The 23,034-nt window shown below is 52.1% G+C and carries 24 protein-coding genes; 18 read left to right on the forward strand and 6 right to left on the reverse strand.

Going from position 1 to position 23,034, the window contains the following annotated elements; all coding sequences use genetic code 11:
* Positions 1-166 precede the first annotated feature (166 nt).
* From PGS38_RS08250 to PGS38_RS08315, 14 genes are all read left to right on the forward strand, one after another.
* Positions 167-1,462 (forward strand): bifunctional folylpolyglutamate synthase/dihydrofolate synthase, encoded by a 1,296-nt coding sequence (locus PGS38_RS08250; protein ID WP_055220006.1) that lies wholly within the window; start codon positions 167-169, stop codon positions 1,460-1,462.
* Positions 1,463-1,488: 26 nt separating this feature from the next.
* A complete protein-coding gene (locus tag PGS38_RS08255) occupies positions 1,489-1,662 on the forward strand; it encodes a hypothetical protein (RefSeq protein ID WP_022461761.1) in 174 nt (57 codons plus the stop codon).
* A gap of 9 nt (positions 1,663-1,671) precedes the next feature.
* The gene (locus PGS38_RS08260) at positions 1,672-3,087 is read left to right on the forward strand and encodes a tetratricopeptide repeat protein (protein WP_022461762.1); all 1,416 of its coding nucleotides are present in this window, start codon (positions 1,672-1,674) and stop codon (positions 3,085-3,087) included.
* A gap of 207 nt (positions 3,088-3,294) precedes the next feature.
* Positions 3,295-3,618: an anti-sigma factor antagonist gene (locus tag PGS38_RS08265; protein WP_022461763.1), complete on the forward strand. Its 324-nt coding sequence runs from the start codon at positions 3,295-3,297 to the stop codon at positions 3,616-3,618.
* A 38-nt stretch (positions 3,619-3,656) separates the two neighbouring features.
* Positions 3,657-4,127, forward strand: coding sequence for an anti-sigma F factor (gene spoIIAB / locus PGS38_RS08270; protein WP_270423031.1), 471 nt, complete (start codon positions 3,657-3,659; stop codon positions 4,125-4,127).
* Positions 4,128-4,160: 33 nt separating this feature from the next.
* Positions 4,161-4,877: a SigB/SigF/SigG family RNA polymerase sigma factor gene (locus tag PGS38_RS08275; RefSeq protein WP_055220004.1), complete on the forward strand. Its 717-nt coding sequence runs from the start codon at positions 4,161-4,163 to the stop codon at positions 4,875-4,877.
* A 193-nt stretch (positions 4,878-5,070) separates the two neighbouring features.
* A complete protein-coding gene (locus tag PGS38_RS08280) occupies positions 5,071-5,625 on the forward strand; it encodes a helix-turn-helix domain-containing protein (protein WP_117509833.1) in 555 nt (184 codons plus the stop codon).
* Between the two features lie 337 nt (positions 5,626-5,962).
* On the forward strand, positions 5,963-7,180 hold the full coding sequence (locus PGS38_RS08285; protein WP_118594859.1) for an aspartate aminotransferase family protein: 1,218 nt from the start codon (positions 5,963-5,965) through the stop codon (positions 7,178-7,180).
* Positions 7,181-7,343: 163 nt separating this feature from the next.
* On the forward strand, positions 7,344-7,964 hold the full coding sequence (locus PGS38_RS08290) for a cytidylate kinase-like family protein (RefSeq protein ID WP_117509835.1): 621 nt from the start codon (positions 7,344-7,346) through the stop codon (positions 7,962-7,964).
* Between the two features lie 3 nt (positions 7,965-7,967).
* Complete coding sequence (locus tag PGS38_RS08295) at positions 7,968-9,491, forward strand: APC family permease (protein ID WP_118594860.1); 1,524 nt, start codon at positions 7,968-7,970, stop codon at positions 9,489-9,491.
* 78 nt (positions 9,492-9,569) lie between these two features.
* On the forward strand, positions 9,570-10,754 hold the full coding sequence (locus PGS38_RS08300) for an iron-containing alcohol dehydrogenase family protein (RefSeq protein WP_118594888.1): 1,185 nt from the start codon (positions 9,570-9,572) through the stop codon (positions 10,752-10,754).
* A 187-nt stretch (positions 10,755-10,941) separates the two neighbouring features.
* Positions 10,942-11,886 carry an AAA family ATPase gene (locus tag PGS38_RS08305; protein WP_055219993.1) on the forward strand — a complete coding sequence of 315 codons (945 nt, stop codon included), beginning with the start codon at positions 10,942-10,944 and terminating at the stop codon, positions 11,884-11,886.
* Between the two features lie 6 nt (positions 11,887-11,892).
* Complete coding sequence (locus tag PGS38_RS08310) at positions 11,893-13,023, forward strand: DUF58 domain-containing protein (protein WP_022461768.1); 1,131 nt, start codon at positions 11,893-11,895, stop codon at positions 13,021-13,023.
* Positions 13,014-14,393, forward strand: coding sequence for a DUF4129 domain-containing protein (locus PGS38_RS08315; protein WP_118594861.1), 1,380 nt, complete (start codon positions 13,014-13,016; stop codon positions 14,391-14,393). Before PGS38_RS08310 ends, PGS38_RS08315 begins: the two co-directional genes overlap by 10 nt.
* A gap of 1 nt (position 14,394) precedes the next feature.
* Here the strand turns inward: PGS38_RS08315 and spoVAC are convergent, their stop codons facing one another.
* From spoVAC to PGS38_RS08330, 3 genes are read right to left on the reverse strand one after another with little or no spacing between them, the layout of a single operon-like run.
* Entirely contained in the window at positions 14,395-14,868 is a 474-nt protein-coding gene (spoVAC, locus tag PGS38_RS08320) for a stage V sporulation protein AC (protein ID WP_022461770.1), read from the reverse strand.
* Between the two features lie 19 nt (positions 14,869-14,887).
* Positions 14,888-15,310 carry a stage V sporulation protein AB gene (locus PGS38_RS08325; RefSeq protein WP_055219986.1) on the reverse strand — a complete coding sequence of 141 codons (423 nt, stop codon included), beginning with the start codon at positions 15,308-15,310 and terminating at the stop codon, positions 14,888-14,890.
* Positions 15,267-15,935, reverse strand: a complete 669-nt coding sequence (locus tag PGS38_RS08330; RefSeq protein ID WP_055219984.1) for a stage V sporulation protein AA — start codon at positions 15,933-15,935, stop codon at positions 15,267-15,269. Before PGS38_RS08330 ends, PGS38_RS08325 begins: the two co-directional genes overlap by 44 nt.
* Positions 15,936-16,092: 157 nt before the next feature.
* On the opposite strand from PGS38_RS08330, the gene spoVAD reads away from it, so the two are divergent.
* The 3 genes from spoVAD (at position 16,093) to PGS38_RS08345 (ending at position 18,302) form a co-directional block, all read left to right on the forward strand.
* The gene (gene spoVAD / locus PGS38_RS08335) at positions 16,093-17,112 is read left to right on the forward strand and encodes a stage V sporulation protein AD (protein WP_055219982.1); all 1,020 of its coding nucleotides are present in this window, start codon (positions 16,093-16,095) and stop codon (positions 17,110-17,112) included.
* A 13-nt stretch (positions 17,113-17,125) separates the two neighbouring features.
* On the forward strand, positions 17,126-17,482 hold the full coding sequence (locus PGS38_RS08340; protein WP_055220161.1) for a SpoVA/SpoVAEb family sporulation membrane protein: 357 nt from the start codon (positions 17,126-17,128) through the stop codon (positions 17,480-17,482).
* A 157-nt stretch (positions 17,483-17,639) separates the two neighbouring features.
* Positions 17,640-18,302 (forward strand): methylated-DNA--[protein]-cysteine S-methyltransferase, encoded by a 663-nt coding sequence (locus PGS38_RS08345; protein WP_055220159.1) that lies wholly within the window; start codon positions 17,640-17,642, stop codon positions 18,300-18,302.
* Between the two features lie 99 nt (positions 18,303-18,401).
* On the opposite strand, the gene PGS38_RS08350 is transcribed toward PGS38_RS08345, so the two are convergent.
* Both PGS38_RS08350 and proB read right to left on the reverse strand, forming a co-directional pair.
* On the reverse strand, positions 18,402-19,604 hold the full coding sequence (locus PGS38_RS08350) for a MalY/PatB family protein (RefSeq protein WP_055219980.1): 1,203 nt from the start codon (positions 19,602-19,604) through the stop codon (positions 18,402-18,404).
* 175 nt (positions 19,605-19,779) lie between these two features.
* Entirely contained in the window at positions 19,780-20,862 is a 1,083-nt protein-coding gene (gene proB / locus PGS38_RS08355; RefSeq protein WP_243110732.1) for a glutamate 5-kinase, read from the reverse strand.
* A gap of 278 nt (positions 20,863-21,140) precedes the next feature.
* Between proB and PGS38_RS08360 the strand changes: the two genes are divergently transcribed.
* The gene (locus PGS38_RS08360) at positions 21,141-22,223 is read left to right on the forward strand and encodes an NUDIX domain-containing protein (RefSeq protein ID WP_118697593.1); all 1,083 of its coding nucleotides are present in this window, start codon (positions 21,141-21,143) and stop codon (positions 22,221-22,223) included.
* Positions 22,224-22,392: 169 nt separating this feature from the next.
* On the opposite strand, the gene PGS38_RS08365 is transcribed toward PGS38_RS08360, so the two are convergent.
* Positions 22,393-22,986 (reverse strand): ECF transporter S component, encoded by a 594-nt coding sequence (locus PGS38_RS08365; RefSeq protein WP_022461779.1) that lies wholly within the window; start codon positions 22,984-22,986, stop codon positions 22,393-22,395.
* Positions 22,987-23,034 lie beyond the last annotated feature (48 nt).

A 23,034-nucleotide genomic window follows, 5' to 3' on the forward strand; every position in this document is an offset into this window, starting at 1 on the left:
ATCATACAGTGGGGCGGATTTTGACGTCCCACTGTATCTTTTTACGGGGAAAGTCGAAAAGTCGGGACAAAATTTTGAAAATTGCTATGGACATATCCGGTCACTCGATTATAATGATACTAGGGTTTGAAAGCAGCCCTAAAATACTGAAGAATGGTGAAATAAAGTGAATTATACAGAAGCAGTTGATTATATCGAAACAATACCGAAATTTACGGTGAAGCATCCGCCGGAACATACGAGGGAGCTTCTTTCGCGCCTTGGGAATCCGCAGGAAGGGATCAAAATTATCCATGTGGCGGGCACGAACGGAAAGGGAAGCGTCTGCGCGTACTTGAATGCGATGCTGCTTGCAGGCGGCAAAAAGACAGGACTTTTTACCTCCCCGCACCTTGTACGCATCAACGAGCGGTTCCAGATCAACGGGGAAGATGTGTCGGATGAGCAGTTTCTCGACGCATTTCTCAAAGTGGAAAAAGCAGCCAAAGAATACGAGGCGGAGGGCGAAGGCCATCCGAGCTATTTTGAGACGCTGTTCCTGATGGGAATGCTGATTTTCAAAGAAGCCGGCGTGGAATACCTGGTCATGGAGACCGGCCTTGGCGGACGGCTGGATGCGACAAATGTGGTCGAAAAGCCGCTGGCATGCATCATCACGTCCATCAGCCGCGACCACACCGAGTATCTCGGCGACACCCTCGAGGCGATTGCGGGAGAGAAAGCCGGCATCATCAAAGCCGGTGTCCCGGTAATCTACGACGCCAGCCAGCCAGGTCCGGCTTCTGTCATTGCCGCAAAGGCGAAAGAGATGGGAAGCCCGGCATGGCCGATGGAGCCGTCGTTCTATGAGATGAAAACACAGAGCCGCGAGGGTATCACCTTTACCTTTGCATATCCGGGCGGCGAAAAAGCAGAGCTTGCGATTCCGTATGTGGCAAAATACCAGATGATGAATGCAAGCCTTGCGTTCTACATGATGCATATTCTGCAGGACGTGCACGACATTCCTAAGAACGTGCTTGCGGAAGGCCTTTCGAAGATCAAATGGCCGTGCCGTATGGAAATGGCTGCGCCGGGCGTCATCATCGACGGCGCGCACAACGAGGACGGCATTGCACAGTTTGTCAGCACGGCAGGCTATTTTGCGAAAGAAAACGAGATCACGATTCTGTTCACGGCAGTTGCAGACAAGCACTATCATGAGATGATCGGTGAAATCTGCGAGGGAATTCATCCGTCCCATGTTGTTGCAACGCAGATCGACGGAAGCCGCGTCGTACCGGCGGAAGTGCTTGCAGAGGACTTCAGAAAAGCAGGATGCACGGATGTCTGCGCGGAACCGGAGATCGGGGCAGCGTATGAGAAGGCACTGGGCAAAAAGGGCAGCGGCATGCTGTTCTGCGTGGGTTCTCTGTATCTGGCGGGCGAACTGAAAGCATATCTTGCAAAGCGGAATGGTTAGTGAATACAGGAAGGAATTTTTTGTTTATGTTAAATTACGAAGAAGAACTGAAGAAGTTTAAACCGTGTCTCGATGTGGATGAGGTGGAGGATGCGATTTACAGCCGTGATCTGACGGATGTGATCGACATTTTGAAAGAAATGATGAAAAACGACAAGCCGGAACAGGAAAACGAGACAGAAGCGGAAAAGGAAGAGTAAGGTGCCGGAATGAACTGTATGAATTGTAAATCGGTTGTGGACGTCGGAATGGAGATCTGTCCCAACTGTGGTTTTAACCTGAGAGTACAGAGAAAATGTTTTTCTCTTTCGAATATGTACTACAATCTGGGCCTCGACAAGGCGGAGATCCGGGATCTTTCCGGAGCGATCGATATGCTGCGGCGGAGCCTGAAGTTTAACAAATACAATATCCATGCGCGGAACTTGTTAGGCCTTGTCTATTTTGAGACGGGTGAAGCGGTTGCGGCGTTAAGTGAGTGGATCATCAGCAAGAATATTATGCCGGAGAATAATGTGGCGACGGAGTATATTGCGACGCTGCAGGCGGAGCAGGCGAAGCTGGATATGATCAATCAGACGATCAAGAAATACAACAGTGCGCTGAAATGCTGCCGCGAGAACAATGAGGATGTGGCTGCGATCCAGCTGCGCAAGATTCTGAACCAGAATCCGAAGCTGATCAAGGGATATCATCTGCTGGCGCTGATTTATATTCACAAGGGTGAGTATGAGAAAGCGCGGAAGATTCTGAAAAAGGCGGCGAAAATTGACAAGACGAACTCGACGACGCTTCGTTTCCTGAAGGAGGTTGATTTCCAGACGGGTACGCAGACGTCGCTGGAGCCGCGGCGGTTCGGCCGCAGGGAGCGTACGGAGGAGCAGCGCGAGGACGAGCGTGAGCGCGTGGTAAGCGGGGATACGGTGATTATTCCGCCGACGTTCCGCGAGACGTCTACAGCGGCAACGATGCTGAATATCGGTATTGGGCTGGTGCTTGGCGCACTGGTTGTGTGGTTCCTGATCGGGCCTGCGAATACGCAGCGAATTAACCGGCAGGCGGACGAGAAGGTTGTGGAATACAGCGGCAAGATGGCGAGCCAGGAGGCCCAGCTGAACCAGCTCCAGAGCCAGGTGGATTCTCTGAACGAAACGACGGCTTCTGCGCAGCAGCAGATCCAGACGGCACAGGATACGGCGGCTTCCTACGAGAACCTTTTAAAGGCTGTGGAAGCGCAGCAGCAGGGCAACACGAGCAACGCAACAAACGCACTGACCGAGGTCAACCCGGAGGTGCTTTCTGTGGACGCAAAGGCTGTGTATGACACTATTTACAAGAGCATGCAGTCGTCTATGTTCCAGGAGCTTTCGCAGTCGGGTGTGAATGCATTTGACGATGCGAATTACACTGAGGCGATTGATAAGCTTTCGAAGGCTAAGAATATCAACGACAGTGACTATACGGTGCTTAACTATCTGGCGCATGCGTATCGGCTGAGTGGGGATACCGATAATGCGATTTCGGTGTTCCAGGAGATCATCGATAAGTTCCCGGGAACCCAGAAGGCTACTAAGGCCGAGCAGCAGATTGAGGCGCTGGGGGGGACTGTGAAGACGGAGGAATAGTGAGGACGGATGCCCACGGGGCAGAATGCCGCAGGAGATGCGGCGCTGTTTCGTCGGGCTGATACCACTGACTACGCGGAGGTTGCGTGGGACGAAGGGCAAAAAAGTATAAAAGTGAGAAGATAAAACACAAAAGATGAAATTCGCTTTACGGCGAAAAATCTTTTGTGTTTTTTATTTTATGACAGGAAAGAGGGAGGATAGGAAATGGATAATCGTGTTTGGGTGAAGGATGCGGTGATGACGATTCGGCTTCCGGAAGAGGTGGATCATTTTGTGGCTGACCGGCTTCGGGAGGAGGCGGGGGAGATTTTGGTGGAGAGGAATGTGAGGGAGGTGGTGTTTGATTTTCGGAAGACGGTGTTTATGGACAGTTCGGGGATTGGACTGGTGATGGGGAGGTTTCGGGAGATGGAGCTGATTGGCGGGAAGGTGAGAGCGGTGCATGTGGGAGAGCGGATGCGGAGGATTCTGGTGATGTCGGGGGTGACGCGGGTGATTGAGGTGGAAGAGGAGAAGACGTGGAAGTAGGTTTTGGACGGGGAGTGGGCAGAAAGGGGAATGGGATGATGCGAGAAAGGATGAAAACAGAAGAGAAGATGCGGTGGAATACGATGACGCTGGAATTTGAGAGCCGTCCCTGCAATGAGAGTTTTGCGCGGGTGTCTGCGGCGGCGTTTCTGGCGCAGCTGAATCCGACGGTGGAGGAAGTGGCGGATGTCAAGACGGCGATTTCGGAGGCGGTTACGAATGCGATGATTCACGGATACCGGCAGGAAAAAGGGAAAATTCAGATGAAGTGTGTGCTGGATCTGGAGGAGAAGGTGTTTCAGGTGACGGTAAAAGATACCGGCGTCGGGATCGAAAATGTGGAGAAGGCGATGGAGCCGATGTTTACGACCTGCCCGGAGCTGGAGCGGTCGGGGATGGGGTTTTCGTTTATGGAGGCGTTTATGGATGAGCTGGAAGTAAGGTCGCATCCGGGATGGGGGACGGAAGTGGTGATGAAACGGAAAATCGGTGTGCATCCGGAAATGTAAGGGCCGGATCGGAAGTCATAGGAGTCAGAATGCATGGAACATACGCTTGCCCTGATCGAAAAGGCACACGAAGGGGATAAAGCGGCAAGGGATACACTGGCAGAGGAAAATATGGGACTGGTCTGGAGCATGGTGAGGCGGTTTGCAAACCGCGGGGTGGAGATGGAGGATTTGTGCCAGATCGGGAGCATTGGGCTGTTGAAGGCGATTGATAAATTTGATCCTTCGTTTGAAGTCTGTTTTTCGACGTATGCGGTTCCGATGATTGCGGGGGAGATCCGGCGGTTTCTGCGGTCGGAGGGGATGGTGAAGGTGAGCCGCCCGATCCGGGAACTGGCGTGGAAAGCGTATGCGGTGCGGGAGCGGCTGGAGCGGGAGAACGGGCGCGATCCGACGCTGGCGGAGATAGCGGGGGAGCTTGATGTTACCGTGGAGGAAATCGTGGAGGCGATGGAGTCCGGCGCGGAGGTGGAATCGCTGCAGAAGACCATCTATCAGGGGGAAAACCACGATATTTCTCTGATGGACCGCATTCCGGAAAAAGAGAACGGGCAGGAAAAGCTGCTGAACCGGATTTTCTTGGAAGAGCTGTTGGGACGACTGCCCGCGAAGGAGCGGCAGCTCATCTACATGCGCTATTTTCAGGACATGACGCAGGCGCAGATCGCCGGAAAACTGGGGATTTCGCAGGTGCAGGTGTCGCGGATGGAAAAGAAGATTCTGCGGCAGATGCGGATGGAAAAGGTCTGACAAAAATACAAATCCGGCGGAAGGGCGCTTTTCCTGGGAAAGGCAGAGAAAAGTGCCTGAAACCCGGGCGGATAAAGGAAGAAAAGAAAGGCGAAGCGGGGAAAGGCGGCAGAAAGTTTAAAAATATTCACTGGAATATCGGAGGAAGGTGTGCTACAATGAGCGAAATACGAAGAAAGGCAGGTGGAAGAACATGGATTATCTGACAGAAAATGTGGCGGTCAATCTGAAACGGATCCGGCAGTCGAAAGGGATGAGTCTCGACCAGGTCTCAGAGCAGACCGGGGTCAGCAAGAGTATGCTCTCGCAGATCGAAAAGGGAACGGCGAACCCGTCGCTTGGCGTGCTCGGGAAGATTACGAGCGGCCTGCGGATTGAATTTCAGGAGCTGATTGCAACGCCGCTGGTGGATAGTTATCTTGTGACACCGGAGGATCTGGTTCCGACGAAAGAGCTGGAGGGGCAGTACACTGTGTGGACGTTCTTTCCGTATGAGGACACGCGGCTTGTGGAAATCTACCGCATCGACATCGAACCGGGCGGAACGTATGTGAGCGGCGGCCACGGAGAGAAAACAAGAGAGTACCTGGTGGTGACAGACGGCGTGATGACCGTGGAGTGCAATGGAAAAGAGCATGAGATCCACTTGAAGCAGGCATTCCGTTTCGAGACAGACCAGACCCACATCTACCGCAACAGAGGGACGGAGAAGACGAGCTGCATGTGTTTCTTTCTCGACTATCACTAAAAGCCGCAGAATAACAGGCTTTCTTTTTTTGAATGAACTGTTCAATATAATGGACAGAAGTCCACTGGAACATCAGAATAAAAAACAACGGATATGAAAAAAATACGGTGGAAGACGAAAAAACATCAAAAAAGAATAGGAAAAGCGGGTGTTAAAGAAAAAGCAAAAATAAAAAACTTTTTTAAAAAAGTAATTGACAAATATAGGGAGTGGTGCTATTGTATGGTTGTACAAAATAATAAACGAAAAACAAAGCAAAGACGCTTACCAACGAGTAGTCTTTGCTTTTTTGTTTTTTATTTAAAAAATCTTTTCAACGCTATGGGAGGATAACACTATGAGATTAAAAGACACAGGATTAACGGTTCAGGACATCAAAGACAAAGTAAACAAGTACATGATCGAGACCTACGAGCGTTTCGATTTCCTTGCAGAAACCGCAGAGGGGATGTACATGTACGACGAAAACGGAACGCCGTATCTTGACTTTTACGCAGGAATCGCCGTAAACAACGCCGGAAACAGAAACCCGAAAGTTGTTGCAGCAGCAAAAGAGCAGCTCGACGATATCATGCATACCTTCAACTATCCATACACCATCCCGCAGGCACTGCTTGCTGAGAAAGTCTGCGAGACCATCGGCATGGACAAGATCTTCTATCAGAACTCCGGTACCGAGGCGAACGAGGCCATGATCAAAATGGCAAGAAAGTACGGCATCGAGAAATACGGCCCGAACCGTTACCACATCGTAACCGCAAAGATGGGCTTCCATGGAAGAACCTTCGGTGCCATGTCTGCAACCGGTCAGCCGGGCAACGGATGCCAGGTTGGATTCGGACCGATGACCTACGGATTCTCCTACGCACCGTACAATGATCTGCAGGCCTTCAAAGATGCATGTACCGAAAACACCATCGCCATCATGGTTGAGCCGGTACAGGGCGAAGGTGGTGTTCATCCGGCAACGAAAGAGTTCATGCAGGGACTCCGGAAGTTCTGTGATGAGAACGACATGCTGCTTCTGATTGATGAAGTACAGACCGGCTGGTGCAGAACCGGTGCGGTAATGTCTTACATGAACTACGGCATCAAACCGGATATCGTATCCATGGCAAAAGGTCTTGGCGGCGGAATGCCGATTGGCGCAATCTGCGCAACAGCTGAAGTAGCAAAAGCCTTTACCCCGGGATCTCACGGAACTACCTTCGGCGGCCATCCAGTCAGCTGTGCAGCAGCACTGGCAGAAGTCAACGAACTGATCGACCGCGACCTTGCCGGAAATGCAAAGAAAGTCGGTGATTACTTCGCAGAAAAATTAGCAAAACTGCCGCATGTCAAAGAAGTCAGACATCAGGGACTGCTGGTCGGCGTAGAGTTTGATGATACCATCAGCGGCGTAGAAGTCAAACATGGCTGCCTTGACCGCCATCTGCTGATCACAGCCATCGGGGCGCACATCATTCGTCTGATCCCTCCGCTTATCGTAACCGGGGAGGACTGCGACAAGGCAGTTGCTATCATCGAAGAAACCGTAAAAGCTCTGGAAAAATAAAGAATTCTTATAGAAACAAAGAAAATCTCATAGCGTGAAAAGAACAGGACAAGGACGTCAAAAAGCAAAGAACCATGCTTCGCCCCTGTCCTGTTTTTCTTTTCATTCTGTGAATCGGAAACAACAGGTAAAACAGAGAAATTAAATGTGAGAGGAAAACGGTATGGGACATCTGGTTATCACAATCGGCTGCGAGTACGGAGCCAAAGGAAATGCCATCGGCAGGAAAATTGCGGAGGATCTCGGAATTAAGTTCTACGATCGCGATCTGGTGGATCAGATTATTGAAGAAGTCGGAATTCCGAAAGACATCATGAACCGTGTAGAAGAGGGCGGTACGATTGCCGGAAAAGGAGCCGAGGGCGATGTCCGTGGATCCTTCTCAAAATATGCGGACCTGACCGAGCGTGCGATTCATGTACAGAAGCAGATCATCCGGAAACTGGCAGAAAAAGAGGCCTGCGTCATCATCGGACGATCCGCGGATTACATCTTAAAGGACAGCAAAGATATCAAGCTCCTCCGGGCTTTTATCTATGCACCGGATGAGATCCGCATTCAGAATATCATGAAGAGCCACAGCCTTTCCGAGAGCGATGCAAAAATTCTGCTGCTCGAGAAGGACAAACGGTATCACAAGCGTCATCTGGCGCTGACCGGCAGCAACCGCGGAGACCGGCACAACCGAGACATTCTGATCAACAGTGCATTCCTTGGTGTGGAGGGCACAGCGGAATATCTCGAGGAACTGATTCAGAAGAAATACGGAAGCGGGGAGGAATAAGCCATGGAACAGAAAAAATCAGAATTTGACAAAGTATTAGGTGCATGGGATATTCTCGTCATCGCTTTCGGAGCCATGATCGGCTGGGGCTGGGTCGTATCCTCAGGAAGCTGGATTCAGAAGGGCGGCGTTGTCGGAGCTTCAATTGCGTTTGTGATCGGCGGTGTCATGATCTTCTTCATCGGACTGACTTACGCAGAACTGACTGCAGCGATGCCGCAGTGCGGCGGCGAGCACGTCTTCAGCTACAAGGCGATGGGCCCGAACGGTTCGTTCATCTGTACCTGGGCGATTATTTTAGGATATGTCAGTGTTACGTGTTTCGAGGCGTGCGCCTTCCCAACCATCATCACGTATCTGTGGCCGGGATTCCTGAAAGGCTATATGTACAGCGTGGCAGGATTTGATATCTATGCTTCCTGGGTAGCCGTAGCCGTTATTGTAGCGTTCCTCATCACACTGATCAATGTGCTGGGCGCAAAAACAGCAGCCGTTCTGCAGACGGTCCTTACCTGTATCATCGGCGGCGCTGGTATCCTTCTGATTGTGGCATCCGTGATCAACGGAGATTCCAGCAATCTGCAGGGACAGATGTTCGTCGGCGAGAGCACCGGAACGATGTTCCAGAACATCATCAAAGTTGCTGTTGTTACCCCGTTCTTCTTCATCGGCTTTGACGTTATCCCGCAGGCAGCAGAGGAAATCAACGTTCCGTTAAAGAAAATCGGTAAAATGATGATTCTCTCCGTTGTACTCGCTGTTGTTTTCTATTCCTGTGTTATCCTGGCTGTCGGCTATGTGCTGAACCCGTCCGAAATCCTGAGCTCGGAAGCAGGAACCGGACTTGTCACAGCAGATGCGATGGCGAAAGCGTTCGGTACAGCGGTTATGGCAAAAGTCATCATCGTCGGCGGTATGTGCGGTATCATCACATCCTGGAACTCCTTTATGATCGGCGGTTCCCGTGCTCTGTACTCTATGGCTGAATCCTACATGATTCCGCCGATGTTCGCAAAGCTTCATCCGCAGCACAAAACTCCGATCAACGCCCTGTTCCTGATCGGCGCGCTGACTATGCTGGCTCCGTTTGCAGGACGAGGCATGATGGTGTGGATCTGTGATGCAGGTAACTTTGGATGCTGTCTTGCCTACTGTATGGTATCTCTTTCCTTCCTGATCCTGCGGAAGAAAGAACCGGATATGCCGCGTCCGTACCGTGTTCCGGCATACAAATTTGTTGGAACGATGGCGGTTCTGATGTCCGGATGCATGGTGCTTGTTTACTGCATTCCTGGTTCCGGCGGAACGCTGGTATGGCAGGAGTGGCTGATGGTAGGCGGCTGGAGCCTCCTCGGTGTTGTATTCTTTGCAGTCTGCAAGTTCAAATATAAAGAGAAGTTCGGCAGCCTGATCGAGCTGATCTCCGACGAGGACGCAGCGTCCCTGATGCCGGAGGCAGACGATGCGGAACTCGACGTTGTCATCGATGCAGCAATCGACCGTGTCCTTGCCAAAATGGCTGGCTGAAGCTGAGATAGGATAAAACAAAGCGTGTCGGAAAGAAAAATTTTCGGCACGCTTTCTGAAAGAAAGGGGAAAAATAAGATGAATTCATTCGAATTTTCGATTCCACAGAATATTATTGTCGGAGCAGGAACGCTTGCCAAACTGCCGGAGTGTGCCAAGAAGATGGGCGGAACCCATGCGATGATTCTTTCCGGTCCTACCCTGAAAAAAATGGGCGTTGTGGACAAAGCAGCGGACAGCCTGAAAGTGGCAGGCATCGCAGCCGATATTTTCACAGATATTGAGGCGAATCCGTCTGTGACGACAGTAGAAAAAGCAACCGAGAGCTATCTTGCTTCCGGCGCAGACTTTCTCGTAGCACTCGGCGGCGGTTCTCCGATGGATGTAGCAAAGGCCGTCGGTGTGACGGCAAAATACGGCGGAAGCATCACGGAATACGAAGGCGCACACAAAGTGCCGGGAAAAATTGTCCCGCTGATTGCCATTCCGACGACTGCGGGAACCGGCTCCGAGGTGACCGCATTTTCCGTGATCACCGACCACAGCAGAGATTACAAGCTGACCGTATTTAGCTATGAACTTCTTCCAGAGTACGCGATTCTCGATCCGGAACTTTTAACTTCCGCTCCGGCATCCGTTGCGGCAGCGTGCGGTATTGATGCTTTTATCCATGCGGAGGAGGCTTATATTTCTACAGCTGCATCTCCGTTTTCCGATGCCATGGCAGAAAAAGCGATGGAATTGATCGGTAAAAATATCCGCCGTTTCGTGGCGCGCAGAACCGATCTCGAAGCCGCAGAGGCGATGCTGACCGGTTCGCTGTTCGCGGGTATTGCATTTTCCTACGCAAGACTTGGAAATGTCCATGCAATGAGTCATCCTGTGAGCGCCTTCTTCGATGTGCCGCACGGCGTGGCAAATGCCGTTCTGCTTCCGGTCATCGCAGAGTACAATGCACTGGCAGACCATGGAAGATATTTGAAGATCTACAACTACATCAGCGAAATCCCGGCATACGCCGATGAATTTGAGCCGATGATGCTGGTCGGCGCGATCCGCGAGCTGACCGCAGCCATCGGAATCCCGGCCAGCCTGACCGATGCGATCCGCCAGGCGGCAAAGGGAAAAGAAGTGACAGCAGAGGAGATCGAGAGCAAAATCGTGCCGATGGCGGTAGATGCGATGAAGAGCGGAAACATCGCCGTCAACCCGAGAGCGTCCTGTCAGCAGGACATCGAGGCGCTGTACCGGAAAGCACTGTAAGAGACAAGCTAATTTATAGAAGAAACCGTAAAGGGCGATGCTGTGAAAAGTATGTACAGAATCGTCCTTTTTCTGCTTGTCTTCCGAAAATATGTGCTGTAAAATAAATTTATCGTGCTGTTCTTACAAAACAAAGCAGCGAGGGGTGGATTTTTTTATTAAATCTTACTATTGGAGGAAGCAAAACATGGAAAATAATGTATTGCAGCAATTAAAAGAAAATATCGCAAAGGTCATGATCGGAAACGAGCGCACGATAGAGCTTGTCCTGACCTGCCTTGTTGCCAAAGGTCATATCCTGCTCGAGGATGTCCCGGGAACAGGAAAAACGGTCATGGCGAAATCCCTTGCGAAATCCGTCGAGGCAGAGTTCGGCCGCATCCAGTTCACACCGGACTTACTGCCGTCCGATGTCACCGGTCTCAATTATTTTGATGCCAAAAGCGGAGAGTTCGTCTTTTCGAAAGGCCCTGCCTTCTGCAACATTCTGCTTGCCGATGAGATCAACCGTGCAACGCCGAAGACGCAGAGCAGCCTTCTCGAGTGCATGGCTGAGCGCCAGATCACCGTGGACGGTGTGACACGGCCGCTCGAGGAGCCGTTCCTCGTCATCGCCACGCAGAACCCGCTCGAGACGCTCGGAACCTTCCCGCTGCCGGAGGCGCAGATGGACCGTTTTTTAATGAAACTTTCGATGGAAGCATTAAGCCCGGCGGAAGAGACGCAGATGATCGCCCGTTTCCTGACCGAGGAGCCGCTCGCCGAGCTGTCGTCTGTCTGCCAAAAAGAAGAAATCCGTACCCTGCAGGAGGCGTGTAAAGAAGTCTACCTGCATCCGGAACTGGTACAGTATCTCGTCCGCATCGTACAGGAGACGAGAGTCAACAGCAAAATTGCAAGCGGTGTGAGCCCGCGTGGAACACTCGCATTTTTACGTGCCGTACAGGGCCACGCGCTGGTGCAGGGACGAAACTACGTTGTGCCGGAGGACTTCAAGACCGTGGCTGTTCCGGTACTCGCACACCGTCTCACCATGCAGATCGGCGCAGACGACGGAAGAGCCGCAGAATCGGTGATCGAGGAAATTTTAAACCGCATCGATCTGCCGACCGAAAACTGGTCAGGAAGGTAACGGACTATGCTTCTTTTATTACTATTTGGAATGGCGCTCGCCTGGTTTCTGCAGAAAAAGCTGTACCAGAAAAACTGGCAGAAAAACCTGAAAATCCAGGTCAGCTTCCAGGATTCCGCGATCTATGAGGGCGAGGAGAGTACGTTAAAAGAGGTCGTCGTAAACGACAAACTGCTGCCGATTCCGGCACTCGAGCTTGGCATTTCGATGAGCCGCAATCTGGAATTCGACCGCGAGGCAAAAGCAAACGCAAGTATCACCGACCAGAGCTACAAACGCGATGTCTTTTCGTTCCTGTTTCATCAGCAGGTCACGAGAACACTGCCGTTTCAGGCGAAAAAACGAGGATTCTACGAGATCACCGGTGCGCATGCCGTAGCGTACGATCTTTTTTTCCGGGAGGGTCTTTACAGCGATTACCCGCAGCAGACACAGATGTACGTTTACCCGCGCCAGGTCGATACTGCACGGATTCAGATGATCTGCCGTGCCGTGTCGGGCATGGTTCTGTCACGGAATCGCCTGTACGAGGACCCGTTTGAATTTTCCGGTATCCGCGATTACCGGAAAGAAGACCCGATGAACCGCATCAACTGGAAATCGTCGGCACGGATGGGAGATCTGATGGTCAACCAGTTTGACGCGACGACGAGCGTGGAAGTTACGGTGCTTCTCGATATCGAGGACGCCAACATTCTGCGCGAGGAAGCGCAGGTCGAGGAGAGCATCCGCATCACGTCTTCGCTTGCGGCGCGGATGGTGAAAAACAAGATGAATCTGTGGGTGAAGAGCAATGCGAAAGATGAGGAGACCGGCGAGGAGCTGCGTGTCCATCTGGCAGCGGGCGCCGGAAAAACAGCGGAGCTGAACCGGAAACTGGCGTGCGTGCAGCTTGGGGGCAATCTCACAGGCAGCGCGGAGTTTCTGCACAAAGAGGCGGAAAAAGAGCTCACCGGCCACACCTACGTTGTCGTATCCAAAAACAGAACCGATGAGGTCCGTGAGGCGCTTCATCTGCTCTCCGGTGCGCAGAACCAGGTGCTGTGGGTGATTCCGTATCTGCCGGGCGAAGAAGTTCCGTCGGAGCAGAACCGTGCGTACACCGCAATCGGCTGGGAGGTGAAACCATGGAAATAAAAAAGACACCGGTACAGATCCCGCTGACCTGGCTTCATGTCTGGCTTTTATTCGCCGGCATCTATGGCTTTGCCGCCGGTTTTCTGGAGCTGACGGGAAGGGAGGCGCTGTATTTCTGCGCCATATCCTTATTGCTGCTGATTCCGGCCGCTGCAAGCTGGATTCTGATCCGGAAAACGAAAGCACTCTGGCAGTTTCTGCTTGGCGGAATTGCGGTCTGCGCGGTGACGTATCTGGCAGCGAAATTTTTCTGTTCCCTGTTCAGTGTGCAGGCGGCAGCGGTAATTGAAGCGTCTGTGGCGGCAAACGATGGAAAAAACAAGTTTGAGAACGGTATTTCTCCTGCATTTCTGGAGAGCCTTTCCGGCGTGATGACGGGTCTTATGGCCGCTGTGATTTTCCTGATCCGCGGCTATGTCAGAATCCGCAAAGGCCAGTTAAAGAAAGCAGCGCAGGAACTGCCGGCCGGCTCAATGCCGCTGGCGGATATGGAAGCGTGGGAGATCCCGACGCTCCTCGATGAGCCAAAGCCCCTTCATTTTCTCTGGTTTATGATACAGTATGTGATCGGTGTGCTGATGAAAATGCCGTTCTACTGGCATCTGATCTACTGGTTTTTCTTTGCAGATGTATTCCTGTGCTTCTTCTGCCAGTACCTCGACGGCATGCACGGGTTCATCCGTGACCATCAGAAAATCGCCAATCTCCCGGTGGAGACGATGCAGCGGACGGGAAAACTGATCCTGAAAATTGCAGTACTCCTTCTGGTACTGTTCGTGCTCCCATCGGCGCTCTACGGAAAGGATCCGATTGCGGAGGCGATCGCAGGATATGAGCCGAAAGAGCTGGAAAGCGATCTTACGATCGAAACACCGGAGGCCGAGACGCCGCAGGGCATGGAGCAGGCCGATCTGTCCGATATGCTGGGGGACAAAGAGTACAAACCGATGCCGCAGTGGATCCAGAATCTTTTTACGGCGGTCATGTATCTTGTGATGGTTGCCGTCGGAACCGCGGTTCTGCGGGCGATTTACCAGAGCGTAAAAAATGCGGGAAAAGCCTTCTCAGAGGATGAGGAGGACGAAGTTCTCTTCCTGCATCAGGGAAACGACGAACGGGAAAATCTGCCGTGGCGGCGGGAAAAGAAAGAGGGCTATCTCTCCCCGAATATGCGTATCCGCCGGCAGTATAAAAAAACGATCAAAAAAGCCGGAAAATACCAGCCGACCGGAGCCGAAACCCCGGCGGAGCTGGAAGAGAGAAACGAGCTTTCCGGCGACGGCATGAGACGGCTGCACGACGGCTATGAAAAAGCCCGTTACAGCCGCGAGGGCTGCACAAAAGAAGAGGCGGAAGCGCTGCGGAACTGATTTAAAACCAGTTCCCAGCAGCGGTCCACAGCCAATAGAGAAAGCCGAGCAGCCAGCTTGCAAAGACACCGTACAGAATGACAGGTCCGGCGATGGTGAAAATTTTCGCACCGATGCCGAAGACCTGTCCTTCTTTTTTATATTCAATCGCAGGAGCTGCAACCGAGTTGGCAAAGCCGGTGATCGGGACGAGCGCACCGCAGCCGGCAAAGGTGACGATTTTCTGATAGATGTTGAGGCCGGTTAAAATCACACTGCTAAGGATCAGAATCAGCGAGCACCAGGAGCCAGCGTCATCTTTGCTGAGTGAGAACTGCGTTTTGCCGATATGGAGCAGAATCTGCCCCACGACACAGATCAGACCGCCGACGATAAAGGCTTTTGCCATATTGCAGAAGAGATTCTGCTTTGGCGTCACCTCTTTGACAAACTGTTCGTATTCTTTTTTTGCCCGTTCACTTTTTAAACTCTGCATCACATCTTACCTCCAGTTCTTATTGAAATCCACTTGCAAAATAATAGAGAGAGCCCGCGATTTTCCCTGCCGCCATGCAGAGAATTACAAACGGCAGTCCGCGCGTCAGTCCGATCCGGCGGCAGAGGATCGAAAACAGGTTGACGACTTCGCCGAGCGCGATGATCCAGCTTCCCAGATAAATGCCCGCAAAAAGCCAGAACACACCGGCCGTCCAGGAGGGCAGGGAAAACGAGAAGGTGCCAAGCGAGAAAAGATCGCCGAACAGCGCCCCGGCCATACAGCAGCATTCGTAAAAACGCAGACTCTCTGCTGTCTTTGTGATGCCGGCGTACCGTGTCACGATGCCAAGGCCGATCACAAGCGCGACAAGGCCGCTCGCGATGAAAAAGCCAAGGCTAAGACCGGCTGTGATCAGCAGGATCTCTGGCAGGATTCGCATGAAAAGCCTCCTTTCCTTTACCGGAGCGGTCGTTCTGTTCGATAATGGTCGTATCGATATCATCCTCGTAGACCCGCATTTCCACCTCGAGCGGCGTCGGGTCCTGCGTGAATTTCCGCCGTCCGAAATGGTTGAAATAGAGCACGACGCCAAGGCCGATGCCGATGGAATATGAAATTTCCAGCACCGAAAATCCGGGCGTCATCTGCGGGAGAAAACGGGTGTAAACATCCAAAAACAGCTCGCGGACGCCGATGTCGGTGTGGAAGGTCATAATGGAAAACGCAGTTCCGATAAACGTAAGGATGCCGACCAGAATCGTTTTGCACCAGCTGATCCAGGTGTTTTTCTGACGCGGATCCTCGTACGTTAAAATAAAATTCGGCTCGCCGATGTGGGTGACATCGACGTGCTCCTCGGCCTCCGTGACGAGGCGGACGAGGGTGGAGGCGGAGCAGACGTAGCGCCCGTATCCGTCATCGGGAAGATGCGCCACGCGGCGGACCTGATTGCGGGCGAGGACAGCGCCGTCTGAACAGGAAAGCTGCGCCACATCGCCGAGCGTCACGACGGGACTGGTGATTTTGATATTACGCTCCGTCTGAAGATACAGCATTTCACTCATGAAAAACATTCCTCTAAAAGTTTCTGAAACAGGATTTTTGTGCTACAGCGTACAGAGTTCCCTAAAACAGGAAAATCATGCGTAAGAATGGAAAAAACGGAAATACTGAAGGTCAGAAATGGTAAGACGCAAAATAAGAAAACGGAGGAATTTGCCGATGAGACAGATGACAGGAAAGCAGAGCATCTCGTTTGCCAAAGCCGTCTATATCGAGGGCAGCGCGGCGATTGTAGGAGAAAAGGAAAAGGATGGACCGCTGGGCGAATACTTTTCGCACACGCTTTCGGACCCGATGTGCGGGCAGGAGAGCTGGGAGGAGGGCGAGAGTGAACTGCAGCTTGCCACCGCGAAGCTGGCAATGCAGAAAGCCAATGTGAGGCCGGAGCAGATCCGCATGATTTTTGCGGGCGATCTTCTGGCACAGTCAATCGCATCATCGTTCGGCCTGGTGGATCTGAACTGCCCGCTCTACGGCCTGTTCGGTGCCTGCTCGACGATGGGAGAGGCGCTTTCGCTTGGCGCGATGGCAGTCGCGGGAGGATACGGTGACCGGGTGCTGGCGGTGACATCGAGCCACTTTGGAACGGCGGAGAAGGAGTTCCGTTTTCCGCTCGCCTACGGAAACCAGCGCCCGCCGTCCGCGAGCTGGACGGTGACGGGAAGCGGCGCGTGTGTGCTTGGAAAAACGAAGAGCAGAGTGAAAATCACGGGCGCTACGACGGGAAAAATCATTGATTACGGGCTGAAAGACAACCAGAACATGGGCGCCTGCATGGCCCCCGCTGCGTGCGATACGATTGCACAGAACCTCGTCGATTTCAACCGGGAACCGGCCGATTACGACCGCATTGTGACGGGAGATCTCGGCGTTGTGGGGCGGGAAATTCTGCTGGAGCTGCTGAAGAAAAAAGGATACGATATCTCGGAACAGCACAGTGACTGCGGCATGCTGATCTTCGATCCGGCAAAACAGGACACCGGTGCGGGCGGAAGCGGCTGCGGCTGTGCGGCATCGGTGCTGGCGGAGTATCTGCTGCCGAAGCTGGAAAACGGAGAGTGGAAGAGGATTCTGTTTGTACCGACTGGTGCGCTGATGTCGAAGGTCAGCTTTCAGGAGGGCAGCAGCGTGCCTGGTATTGCACAGGCGGTTGTAATCGAGAGGGAGGAGGATGTGTAAAATGGGAACGTTCATGGAATATTTCAATGCCTTCTGGGTCGGCGGCCTCATTTGTGCCCTGTGCCAGATTCTGCTCGACCGCACGAAAATGCTGCCGGGAAGAATTATGGTAACGCTTGTGTGCACGGGCGCGGTGTTGAGCTTTCTGGGACTCTACGATCCATTTGCAGAATACGCCGGGGCAGGCGCGTCGGTGCCGCTGCTCGGGTTCGGGCATCTTTTGTTTCAGGGAGTAAAAGATGCCGTAAAAGAAAGCGGATTTTTAGGATTGTTCCAGGGCGGATTAAAGGCGGGGGCTGTCGGAACATCAGCGGCGTTGATTTTCGCGTATCTTGCAAGCTGGATTTTCCAGCCGAAGATGAAAAAATAGCAGGTGAAAAATTGCGCAGAAGCAGGCGGACTGATATAATAAAGAAAAATGCCGCAGAAAAAAGCAGAATCGCAGCGGCAGGACGAATACAGAAAAAAGCGGGTGTTTTGCGGAAAAAACATCAAAACACCCGCGACAGGAAGAAAGGAAGTCTGCAATGAAGACAAGAGAAGAAGCGCTATCCTATGGCCTTTCCTTCCCGGACACATATCAGGAAGCACCGTTCCACGATGACAACTGGCAGCTCATCCGCGTGAAAGGAAGCAAAAAGGCATTTCTGTGGGTCTATGAAAAGGACGGAATCATTCAGCTGAATGTAAAAGCAAACCCGGAATGGCGGGACTACTGGCGCGATGCATTCGCGTCAGTTATCCCGGGATATCATCAGAACAAAGAACATTGGAACACGATTCTCCTCGACGGAACCGTACCCGATGACGCTGTGCGTACCATGATCGCCGAGAGCTACGACATCATCACGGACAGCCCGACCAAAAGAATCTATGAGGCGGTAAAGCAGATTCCGCGCGGAAAAGTGGCGACATACGGCCAGATAGCAGCGCTTGCAGGCGAGCCGAAGATGGCGCGTGCCGTGGGAAACGCCTTACATAAAAACACAGATCCGGAGCACATTCCATGCTACCGTGTGGTAAACTCCAAAGGCGAACTGGCCGCGGAATTTGTCTTCGGCGGCGCCGGGAAACAGGCGGATATGCTGGAGGCAGACGGCATTGTGCTGGAAAACGGCCGCGTCAATTTAAAGAAGTACGGCATCAACGTGGAAGAGATGCTGGCACAGCGGGAGCTGGAGCAAAACTGAAAAAATAGGATGCACAAAACAGCGAAAGACCGGAACGGCAGAGGAAAATGTCCGTTTCGGTCTTTCATTATGTTTGGCTTATAAAATTAGAAAATACAATTATTTCGCATTGAATACATACTTATCCATACGGTCAAATGCCTCTTTCACAAGCACATGCGGCAGTGCCAGATTCAGGCGGATCGCATACGGTCTGTGGAACGGCCGTCCGTCCTGCCAGATCACGCCGACAGCAACACCGGCTTTCAGCAGTGTATCCATATCGGTATCATGCTCCTTGCACCACTCCTCGCAGTCGAGGTACAGCATGTACGTTCCTTCTGGTTTGGAAAGCTTCACGCCCTTGAAATGCTCGAGAATGTAGTTGTACGCATAATCCGCATTCGATTTCAGCACTTCGCGCAGTTCATCCACCCACTGGTATCCCTCCGGACGGTAAGCGCCGATCAGCGCATGAACAGAGAGTACGTTCGGAGAATTGTAGTGAGAAAGGGACGAAGCCTTCTCCACACGGTCGCGCAGCATGCGGTTGTAGATGATGTGGTAGGAGCCTACAAGGCCAGCCAGGTTAAAGGTCTTGGACGGTGCATAAAGTGCGATGGTGCGCTCGCGTGCATCCTTCGAAACGGACTGCGTTGGGATATGTTTGAAGCCCGGCAGTGTCAGGTCAGACCAGATCTCATCGGAGATGACAACGCATTCATTTGCTTTGTAAATTTCCATCGCCTTTTCAATTTCCTCGCGCTCCCAGACACGGCCTGTCGGGTTGTGCGGAGAGCAGAAAATCGCGAAATGAATGTTGTGTTCTTTTAACTTGCGGTCCATATCGGCGTAGTCCATACGCCATACGCCGTTCTCATCCTGAACAAGATCGGAGAGAACGATATTGCGTCCGCAGTTCTCAAGAACACCGGTAAAACCGATGTATGTCGGGGAATGCAGAAGAATGGATTCGCCCGGGGATGTAAAAGCGGCAGCAGCCGAAGCAACACAGCCGAGCACGCCGTTCTCATAGCCGATCGCCTCACGCGGCAGATCTTCCACACCGTTGCGCTCTTTCTGCCAGCGGATGATGCTGTCAAAATATGCATCCGGCAGATTAAAGTAGCCAAAATGCGGTTCGTTGACTCTCGCGTGAATTGCTTCCTGAATGGTCGGAAGAGACGGGAAGTTCATGTCGGCCACCCACATCGGGATGCGGGAGAAGCCCTCTTTGACTTCCGCACCCGGAATCGGGATCTGATCGACAGCGATCGAATCGTGGCCGCTGCGGTTCATCAGAGATGTAAAATCGTATTTCATTGGTAAAAACCCTCCTTTGTGTTTGCTGTGCTCTCGAAGTAAAACCAAAAGCACATGGAAAACCGGATGCAGCTTCCTTTCCTCGCTGAAAGAAAAACCTGCAGCCGGCTGAATACAAATATTATAACACGGAGGGGAATTTTCGTAAACAAAAGAATGCTTTATTCGGCACCATTTATTCCGCGCCGATCCAGTTATCGCGGTTGATTGCTTCCGTGTGGCTGGTGCTTTCGTTCATGATTTTCTGCAGATCCGGCCGGTCATAGTTGACAATGCCCTTTCCGAGATATTCATGGCTGCCGCGCCGGAAGACGCTGACGACATCGCCTTTCTTAAAATCGCCTTCGACTGCCACGATGCCTTTAGGAAGCAGGCTCTTTGCCTGAACAGCAAGTGCTTCTGCGGCACCCTCATCGACGTAGAGGTTGCCCGCACTCGGCGCATAGAATGCCATCCACTGCAGACGCGTTTTCATGTTGTGGCCGCTGGCGGTAAAGTACGTTCCTTTTGCGGTTCCTTTCACCGCACGCACAATGTTGTTTTCCTCCGCCGAGGAGCAGATCAGAACCGGCACACCGGCTCTTGTGGCAAGCGAAGCGGCGGAGAGCTTCGTTGTCATGCCTCCCGTTCCGTTGCCCGATCCCGCACCGCCTGCCGCAGCAGTGAGCTCCGGCGTGATCTCATTTACCACGTCGATATGGCGCGCATTCGGGTCACTCTTTGGATTGGTAGTGTAGAGCCCGTCGATATCGGTCAGCAGAATCAGAAGCGATGCATGCAGCATCGCAGCCACCTGGGCAGAGAGCGTGTCGTTGTCGCCGACCTTCAGCTCCTCAATCGCGATCGTATCGTTCTCATTGATGATCGGAATCGCACCGCGCCCGAGCAGGACGGAGAGGGAGCCGAAGATGTTTTTATAGCGGCGGCGGTCCTCAAAGTCACTGCGGTTCAAAAGAATCTGCGCACACGGAATCTGGTACGCCATCAGATTTTTCGTGTATTCCTCCATCAGAAGGCCCTGGCCGACAGCAGCGGCAGCCTGTTTATCGTCAATTTTCGTCGGCCGTTTTTTAAAGCCGAGACGGGAAAAGCCTGCGGCGATCGCACCGGAGGAAACGAGAATCACATGGTGGCCTGCCGTCTGCAGCGCGGCAAGCTGGGTCGTAATGTTCCGTATTTTTTCAGCATCCATGGTTCCGTCTGAGAGTGTCAGGGAGCTGGTGCCGACTTTCACAACTATCGTCTGTTTTTCCATCATGAAAACCTCAAATGTAAGAAATGATAAGAAACGTTGTTTACGGGTGACAAAACATCAATTACAGACACTTTAACACAGTACTGTGTGAGAGTCAAGAAGATGCGGAATGGTCGTTACATTTTTCGTGAAAGATCTGCAAAAAGATAGAAATTTGTTGCTGGAATTCTGAAAAAGTATGGTAGAATAGAAAACGAGAAAAAGGTGTGTGCAGAAATACATTTTTCCTGAAAAACAAAAGAAGCGGAAAGAAGTCCGGCGCACGACGGAGGGAGTCCAAGATGGAGGAAAAAACAGAAGAAAGAGGCAGAGGCTGCATGACAACGCTGTGCTACATCGAAAAGGATGACAGCTATCTGATGATGCACCGCACGGTGAAAAAGAACGATGTCAACAAGGACAAGTGGATCGGCGTCGGCGGCCATGCGGAACTTGGCGAAAGCCCGGAGGAATGCCTGCTGCGTGAAGTAAAAGAGGAAACCGGCTACACGCTGACGAGCTGGCGTTTCCGCGGTCTCGTTACCTTTGTGACAGAGGCAGAAAACAGCAAAACGGTGGAGTACATGGAGTATATGTGTCTCTACACGGCAGACGGATTCACGGGAGAACCGACTGCATGTGATGAGGGCGAACTCGCCTGGGTGAAAAAAGAGGACGTCCTGCACCTGAATCTGTGGGAGGGAGACAAAATCTTTTTCCGCCTTCTGAATGAAGACGAGCCGTTTTTCTCCCTGAAGCTGCGGTATGTGGGCGACACGCTCGCAGAAGCGGTGCTGAACGGAAAACAGATGGAACTTTTTGAGGAGCGCTCAGGCGACGGCACGCCGACCGGAACCATCGTAGAACGCGGCGTGGCGCACAGTGAGGGACGGTGTCACGGAACGGCACATATCTGGATTGCACGGGCGAATGAGAAGAGCGGCTGTGAGGTACTGCTGCAGAAAAGGAGTGCCTGGAAAGATTCGAATCCGGGCTGCTACGATATTTCAAGCGCCGGCCATCTCTCGGCGGGCGATACGTATTTGGAAGGGGCTCTGCGGGAAATCGGCGAGGAGCTCGGCATCCACGCAGAGGCAGAGGAGCTGAGGGATCTTGGCCTGCTGGAAAAAGTATCACACGGTGTTTTTTACGGAAAACCGTTCCACGATCATGAGGTCAGCGCCGTGTATCTTTACACGAAGCCGGTCGAGGCGGAAAAACTGCATCTACAGGAGTCGGAAGTAGAAGCAGTCCGCTGGATGGATCTCAAAGAGTGCCAGAAGGCGGTAAGAGAAGGAAGCATTCCCAACTGTATTGATATCCGGGAACTGGAAATGATTGAAAAAGCGTGGTTCGCCGGAGAAAAAACAAAAAATGAGGAGTAAGAGAAGATGAAAGAAAATGGATTCATCAACGAGAAGCTGACCCCGAAGCACGAGGAAAAAGAGGCAGCAGCCACCGCTGAAAAATAAAAAGAAATGCATGAAAAAAGTCACCGGTTCGAAATAGAACATGGTGACTTTTTTGGATATCGCGTAAATGAAATTTGTTTTTTTATTTCGCTGCTGCTTTTACCTGGCTAAACAGTCCGGATTTCTGAAGAGCCGGACGCAGTGCCATGTAGATGACAACGGAAGCGATGGTGGAAAGTACGGCGTTGATGGAAGTTGCCGCTACGTTCCAGCTTAAGGTAACCTCTGCTGCCGGTTTTCCAAGAAGAACCAGTTTGTAGAAGTAACCGATGAGCGGATCGAAGATCACATTGAACAGAAGTCCGCCGATGGCTGCAAGCAGTGCCCATTTGAAGATCTGTTTCTGATCGGTCTGCTCGTTGATTTTACCGATTTTGTGTGCGATCAGTCCTGCGATGAGGCCGATGCAGAATTTTAAGATGAAGGTCTTTGGTGCGTATACCACATAGACCGGATCGAGAAGATCTCCGATGGTCATGCCGATCGCACCGCCGATTCCGCCGTAAACACCGCCGAGAATTAGCGCACCGAGCACACAGACAGCGTTTCCGAAATGGATTGAGGTGGCATCTCCGCCTGGCAGCCAGATTTTGAACTGCAGGAAGGTGAAGACAACGTAGGAAAGGGCTGCAAAGACACCTGTCATTGCGATTTTCCAGACTTTTTCATTTTTCATAACAACGCACTCCTTTGGTATCTGGAACTTTCGTTCCTTGATTGCACC

The organism is Fusicatenibacter saccharivorans (assembly GCF_027667425.1).
Taxonomy (GTDB): Bacteria; Bacillota; Clostridia; order Lachnospirales; family Lachnospiraceae; genus Fusicatenibacter; species Fusicatenibacter saccharivorans.

Bases quoted from the DNA above. Each gene is read 5' to 3' on its own strand.
- PGS38_RS08255 (WP_022461761.1), top strand. From the start codon at position 1,489: ATGTTAAATTACGAAGAAGAACTGAAGAAGTTTAAACCGTGTCTCGAT.
- PGS38_RS08260 (WP_022461762.1), top strand. From the start codon at position 1,672: ATGAACTGTATGAATTGTAAATCGGTTGTGGACGTCGGAATGGAGATC.
- PGS38_RS08265 (WP_022461763.1), top strand. From the start codon at position 3,295: ATGGATAATCGTGTTTGGGTGAAGGATGCGGTGATGACGATTCGGCTT.
- spoIIAB (WP_270423031.1), top strand. From the start codon at position 3,657: ATGCGAGAAAGGATGAAAACAGAAGAGAAGATGCGGTGGAATACGATG.
- PGS38_RS08275 (WP_055220004.1), top strand. From the start codon at position 4,161: ATGGAACATACGCTTGCCCTGATCGAAAAGGCACACGAAGGGGATAAA.
- PGS38_RS08280 (WP_117509833.1), top strand. From the start codon at position 5,071: ATGGATTATCTGACAGAAAATGTGGCGGTCAATCTGAAACGGATCCGG.
- PGS38_RS08285 (WP_118594859.1), top strand. From the start codon at position 5,963: ATGAGATTAAAAGACACAGGATTAACGGTTCAGGACATCAAAGACAAA.
- PGS38_RS08290 (WP_117509835.1), top strand. From the start codon at position 7,344: ATGGGACATCTGGTTATCACAATCGGCTGCGAGTACGGAGCCAAAGGA.
- PGS38_RS08295 (WP_118594860.1), top strand. From the start codon at position 7,968: ATGGAACAGAAAAAATCAGAATTTGACAAAGTATTAGGTGCATGGGAT.
- PGS38_RS08300 (WP_118594888.1), top strand. From the start codon at position 9,570: ATGAATTCATTCGAATTTTCGATTCCACAGAATATTATTGTCGGAGCA.
- PGS38_RS08305 (WP_055219993.1), top strand. From the start codon at position 10,942: ATGGAAAATAATGTATTGCAGCAATTAAAAGAAAATATCGCAAAGGTC.
- PGS38_RS08310 (WP_022461768.1), top strand. From the start codon at position 11,893: ATGCTTCTTTTATTACTATTTGGAATGGCGCTCGCCTGGTTTCTGCAG.
- PGS38_RS08315 (WP_118594861.1), top strand. From the start codon at position 13,014: ATGGAAATAAAAAAGACACCGGTACAGATCCCGCTGACCTGGCTTCAT.
- spoVAC (WP_022461770.1), bottom strand. From the start codon at position 14,868: ATGCAGAGTTTAAAAAGTGAACGGGCAAAAAAAGAATACGAACAGTTT.
- PGS38_RS08325 (WP_055219986.1), bottom strand. From the start codon at position 15,310: ATGCGAATCCTGCCAGAGATCCTGCTGATCACAGCCGGTCTTAGCCTT.
- PGS38_RS08330 (WP_055219984.1), bottom strand. From the start codon at position 15,935: ATGAGTGAAATGCTGTATCTTCAGACGGAGCGTAATATCAAAATCACC.
- spoVAD (WP_055219982.1), top strand. From the start codon at position 16,093: ATGAGACAGATGACAGGAAAGCAGAGCATCTCGTTTGCCAAAGCCGTC.
- PGS38_RS08340 (WP_055220161.1), top strand. From the start codon at position 17,126: ATGGAATATTTCAATGCCTTCTGGGTCGGCGGCCTCATTTGTGCCCTG.
- PGS38_RS08345 (WP_055220159.1), top strand. From the start codon at position 17,640: ATGAAGACAAGAGAAGAAGCGCTATCCTATGGCCTTTCCTTCCCGGAC.
- PGS38_RS08350 (WP_055219980.1), bottom strand. From the start codon at position 19,604: ATGAAATACGATTTTACATCTCTGATGAACCGCAGCGGCCACGATTCG.
- proB (WP_243110732.1), bottom strand. From the start codon at position 20,862: ATGATGGAAAAACAGACGATAGTTGTGAAAGTCGGCACCAGCTCCCTG.
- PGS38_RS08360 (WP_118697593.1), top strand. From the start codon at position 21,141: ATGGAGGAAAAAACAGAAGAAAGAGGCAGAGGCTGCATGACAACGCTG.
- PGS38_RS08365 (WP_022461779.1), bottom strand. From the start codon at position 22,986: ATGAAAAATGAAAAAGTCTGGAAAATCGCAATGACAGGTGTCTTTGCA.